This window comes from Mycobacterium sp., from assembly GCF_035697385.1.
Taxonomy (GTDB): Bacteria; Actinomycetota; Actinomycetes; order Mycobacteriales; family Mycobacteriaceae; genus Mycobacterium.
This window is the reverse complement of the sequence record NZ_DASSCY010000033.1, coordinates 1-5289: the sequence shown is the minus strand read 5'-3', so window position 1 is coordinate 5289 and position 5289 is coordinate 1. Positions and strand designations below refer to the sequence as shown.

Genomic DNA, 5289 nt, shown 5'->3' with positions numbered 1-5289 from the left:
GGCATTGGGGCCACCGCGGTCGCCGCCATGACCACGAGCGCGTGCTCACAGTCGTCCCCGGCCCAGTCGTCGCCACCCCAGCCCGTGTCGCCGCCCCAGCCGCCATCGTTCCGGCCGAACCAGCGCTATCCCGACCCGGCGATCGAGATCATCGATCCGAGCTTTACCAAGAATCGGATCTATTCGAGCACGGTCGAGCAGGTCGGCACTGGCATGCGCTGGGCCGAGGGCCCGGCCTATTTCCCCGACGGCGGATACCTGCTCTTTAGCGACATCCCGAACAATCGGATCATGAAGTTCGACGAGAAGGACAACAGCCTCACGGTATTCCGCAGCCCCGCCAACTACGCCAACGGCAACGCGCGTGACCGCCAGGGCCGACTCGTCACGTGCGAGCACTCGGAGACGCGCCGTATCACCCGCACCGAAAACAACGGCGACGTAACGGTTCTGGTCGACAGTTTCGAAGGCAAGCGCCTCAACGCGCCCAACGACATCGTCGTAAAGTCCGACGACACCATCTGGTTCACCGATCCGTTGTTCGGCATCAACGGCGAATGGGAAGGCAGCCGCGCCCAGCCCGAGCAGGCAACCACCAACGTCTATCGGGTCACCCCGGACAAGCAGATCGAGGCGGTCATCACCGACCTCGTCAATCCGAACGGCCTGGCATTCTCACCCGACGAGAAGAAGCTCTACGTGGTCGAGTGGAAGAGCACCCCGAACCGCAGCCTCTGGAGCTACGACATTGCCGACGACGGCACCGTCGCTAACAAGACCAAGCTGATCGACGCCGCCGACCAGGGCGCGCTCGACGGCTTCTGTGTCGACCGCGATGGCAATCTCTGGTGCGGCTGGGGCAGCAACGGCGCGCTGCAGGAAGAGCCGTCCGACATCGGCGGCCGCAAGGTATACCAACTCCGCGGCAAGCCCGAGGATCTCGACGGCGTCATGGTGTTCAATCCGCAAGGCAAGGCGATCGGCTTCATCCGCCTCCCCGAACGGTGCGCCAACGTCACCTTCGGCGGGCCGGAGAACAACCGCCTCTACATGGCGGCCTCCCATTCGCTCTATGCCCTCTACGTCGAGACCCACGGCGCGACCTGAACCCCTCTCGGCCGGCTGCCCGCAAACCGATCGACGCGGTATTGGCGGGCGGTACCCGGGCGGTTCCAGGAGCTGCTGACCGAGGTGAGGAGCCTTCGTTCGAGCGTTTTGTTCGCTGCCGTGAACCTGGCGAATTCGGTTCCGTAGTACCACTTTTGGAATCCGAGTTAGGGTTGCCAGAGCCAGGTGCAACTGATGGAGTGAAGGGATGGTCAGAACACACACGGTTGTCGCTGGGGAGACGTTGTGGGCATTGGCGTTGCGCTTTTATGGCGACGCAGAACTGAATCGGCTGATCGCCACCGCCAGTGGAATCACCGACCCCGACGCCATCGATGTCGGGCAACGGCTCGTCATCCCCGACTTCACGAGATACACCGTCGTCGCGGGAGACACGTTGTCGGCGTTGGCGCTGCGCTTCTATGGTGACGCGGAACTTTATCCGCTGGTCGCCGCCGCCAGCGGAATCACCGACCCCGACGTGATCGATGTGGGGCAACGGCTGATCATCCCGGACCTTACGAGATACACGGTTGTCGCCGGTGACACGCTGTCGACGTTGTCAGCGCGTTTCTACGGCGACGCTGCGTTGTATCCGCAGATCGCCGCCGTCAACGGCATCGCCGAACCCGCCGCCATCAATCCCGGGCAAGCACTAGTCGTATTCGTCGGCCGCAGCGACGGGTTCGGACTGACGATCGTGGACCGCAACGAGAACGACCCTCGCCTGTGGTACTACCGGTTCCAAACCCCTGCGATTGGCTGGAACCCCGGCGTCAACGTCCTGCTTCCCGACGACTACCGCACCAGCGGTCGCACCTATCCCGTCCTCTACCTGTTGCACGGCGGTGCCGCGGACTTCCGCCAGTTCGACTTTCTGGGCATCCGAAACCTGACCGCCGGAAAGCCGATCATCGTCGTGATGCCCGACGGCGGGCAGGCGGGCTGGTACTCCAACCCGGTTGGCTCGTTCGTCGGCCCGCGAAACTGGGAGACGTTCCACATCGCCCAGCTGATCCCCTGGATCGAGGCAAACTTCCGGACGTACGCGGAGTACGACGGCCGTGCGGTCTCCGGGTTTTCGATGGGTGGGTTCGGTGCGCTGAAATACGCAGCCAAGTACTACGGCCACTTCGCCTCGGTGAGTAGCCACTCCGGCCCGGCGAGTCTGCGCCGCGACGGCGGCCTCGTCGTGCATTGGGCAAACTTGAGCTCGGCCGTCGTGGAACTGGGCGGCGCCACGGTCTACGGCGTGCCGTGGGACGAGTTCAGGGTCAGCTCCGACAACCCGGTCGAGCGCAACCCCAGCTACCGCAACAAGAGGGTCTTCCTGGTGGCGGGCACCAGTCCGGACCCCGTCAACTGGTTCGACAGCGTGCAGGAGACCCAGGTGCTTGCCGGTCAGCGGGAGTTCCGCGCACGACTCAGCGAGTCCGGCATCCCGCATGAAGGTCACGAGGTGCCCGGTGGCCACATCTTCCGGCCCGACATGTTCGTCCGCGACCTCGACGGCATCATCGCCCGGCTGAGACCAGCGGCAGTCGTGTAGTGGCCTAACTCGCGAACACAGACGGGGCGTCGTGTCGGACCTGTTTGGCCCTGCGCGCCCGTCGTTTGTCACTCATGCCGCGGACGCTACGACGCTCGCAGCGAAACCGAGGAGAACGCAGCAAGTCTGGACAGACGACTGTCGGATGAAGTCTGCGCGAAGAACGTTGACTGCATCGTCGACCCGGCACATCACTATGGTGCCGGATTTGTGGGCCGGACTCAGCTCACACTCATGCAGACGCCGCGGCGGCCGGGCCAAACTTCTGTCATGAGCTACAGCGAAGCTGAGATAGGCTCGATTGCGGCGTGTGAGGTCGATGAAGGGTTTGGCGTGGCAAACGAATTGCAGGTGGAGTCGGCCGATCTTCGGGTGGCTGCCGCAGGCAGTGACGCTTTGGCTGGGGCGTTGAGGGCTACGGGCACGACAGGCTCGGTTGGCGGACAGCCCAGCGCTGCGGGCGTTGCGGCACTGGACGCCGCGATCAATGCCGTGCGCGCTCGCCAGTCCGCGCGGGTATCGGGTCAAGCCAGTGACCTGTCGGTGGCTGGCGCTCGCTACGACGACACCGACGGCAGTAACGGAGAAAATATTTCGGTGACGGTGTGAGCCCTGCCGCGTCCTCGTCGGGTGGATTGCCGTCACGTTCAGAAATTGAGAATTGGTCGACGAGCGATCTCGATGAGGCGGCGGCGCGGTGGCGTACGTCAGCGACGGAGTCCGACGAAGCCTTCGCCCAGCATCGGACCAACATCCTCAACACCAGCTGGGCCGGCGACGCCAAAGACGCCGCGGTGAACCGAGTGACCGCCGATGCCGTCGTGGTCAGCAACCAGAGTGCGGTGCAACGTGCGGGCACGCAGATCGCCGAGGACGGTAGCCGCGATATTCAGGCGGCCAAGCGCGAAGCGATGGACGCCATCGCCGAGGCTGAAGCAAACGGGTTCGAGGTTGGCGAAGACCTCGCGCTACGCGACACCCGCGAAGTAGATGAGACCACGATGGCCGCGCGGTCGATGGCCGCGCGCGAGCACGCCGAAGACATCCGCTGGTTCGCAGAGCGACTGGTGCAAGCCGATGAGTTTGTCGGTAAGCGGCTGCAGGAGAAAGCCGTTGAGCTCGAAGGCATCCGGTTCGACGGCGAGGGCGCCGATCGGCGTAACGGCTCGGTTCAGCTGGTGGACAACGAGGTCAAACCCGCCACCGAGGGCAGCTCAGAAGACAAGGACAACAACGAACAGCCCGGCGGGGACGGCGACCGCACCTGGCAAGACATGCTGCTGCCGCCAACGGAATCCCCCGACGCTGAGGGGTCGCCGAGCCCGGAAGACGCGCCGGCAAGTGAGGGCGCCGATCGCGCCGACGGAGCGCCGACAAACCCGCTGGACGTGTTGGCCGGCAAGGGATCCGGCGCCGATTCCGACGACACACCCGCCAACCTGGACGAGGCGCTGTTCGGACCCGGCGCCGCCCCGCCGCCGAGCGTGTTGGACCGTCTGACAGCCCAAGCACGCGGGGAAAAAGCCCCTACCGAAACGCCCTACACCCGGTCCCCATTGGAGGGCCCGATCGTCGCAGCCGACCCGTCGGTCGTGGATCGGCAGGCGGCGCGGGTGGACGCCGCACAGCAATCCGTGGCCGCCGCCCAGGCCGAACTGGATGCTGCCGCTGGGCAGACGGTCATGCAGGGCGCGGGCGCTGGCCCCGGTCGCGATGTCACCGACCCGTTGAGCCAGACGCTGTTCGACGCCCGCGCTGACCTGACCGCGCAGACCGAGATCCTCGAAAGCCTCAATCAGGCTGCAGGCGAAACAGGAGGCAGGCAGGTCGATGTTCCTGCGCTTCCACCCAACGCCGACGTGCAAGCGTTCCCGGCGCCGCCCAGCTTCGCCGAGCAGGCCGCTGAAGGGCTCACGGAGTCCAGCCGCGACATCAGCGAAGCCACTTTCGGGCTTGTGCCCGACTACGCTCACACCGCTGACGTACTCACAAATTGGGGTGAGCACTCCGGGGCCGACCAGGCCGGAGCCGTGCTCGACGCGGCCGGCTCAGTGCCGCTGCCCGGCGCCAAACCCCTCGCCGAAGCGCTCCAACACGGCCTCGACGCGTTCAACGCGGGCCGCCACGCCGACGACGTTGTCCAGCAGGGCATCCCCGACGATGTCATCGACAGCCCAGGCGGAGGGCACACGCCTTCCGACATCGATAACCCGGTCCCACTCAGCGAGGCGCCTGGTAGCCCGCAGACCCACGCACCAGCACCTGACATACCGCCTCCGCTACCACCAGACCATCCGCTGTTCGACGGCTACGACCCGACACCTCCAGGCCCGGAGTTTACGAATCCTGATGGCGGACTCATCTACCCCGACGAAGCCTTGCCCGAGCAGCCATATGCAGTACCGGGCACAGTCATCGACAACGCCCAGCTGGAGCGAGGCACGGTAATTGATCGCTTCGGAAGCCCATACGGGTCGTGGCTGTCCCCAGACGGAACCCCTTTCCCCGACCGGGCGTTACCCCCTGACAGCGCTACGAAGCCCTACTACCAGTATGTCGTGAATGACCCCACGAAACTTCCGCCGGGATGGCGAATAGAACAATCACAAGCGGCGCCGTGGTTTCACCAACCC

Annotated in this window: 4 protein-coding genes; all 4 read left to right on the top strand. The window is 65.2% G+C overall.

Features of this window, described 5'->3' with window-relative positions; translation table 11 throughout:
* The first annotated feature begins 3 nt into the window (after positions 1–3).
* Positions 4–1107 carry an SMP-30/gluconolactonase/LRE family protein gene (locus tag VFH65_RS03270; RefSeq protein ID WP_353319699.1) on the top strand — a complete coding sequence of 368 codons (1104 nt, stop codon included), beginning with the start codon at positions 4–6 and terminating at the stop codon, positions 1105–1107.
* Positions 1108–1315: 208 nt separating this feature from the next.
* Positions 1316–2656: an alpha/beta hydrolase-fold protein gene (locus VFH65_RS03265; protein WP_353319698.1), complete on the top strand. Its 1341-nt coding sequence runs from the start codon at positions 1316–1318 to the stop codon at positions 2654–2656.
* A gap of 270 nt (positions 2657–2926) precedes the next feature.
* Entirely contained in the window at positions 2927–3265 is a 339-nt protein-coding gene (locus tag VFH65_RS03260) for a hypothetical protein (protein WP_353319697.1), read from the top strand.
* A partial coding sequence (locus tag VFH65_RS03255; protein WP_353319696.1) for a TNT domain-containing protein occupies positions 3262–5289 on the top strand: 2028 nt, incomplete at its 3' end. The genes VFH65_RS03260 and VFH65_RS03255, both read left to right, overlap by 4 nt.

Excerpts from the sequence above, each read along its gene's own strand:
- VFH65_RS03265 (WP_353319698.1), top strand. The coding sequence starts at position 1,316 with ATGGTCAGAACACACACGGTTGTCGCTGGGGAGACGTTGTGGGCATTG.
- VFH65_RS03260 (WP_353319697.1), top strand. The coding sequence starts at position 2,927 with ATGAGCTACAGCGAAGCTGAGATAGGCTCGATTGCGGCGTGTGAGGTC.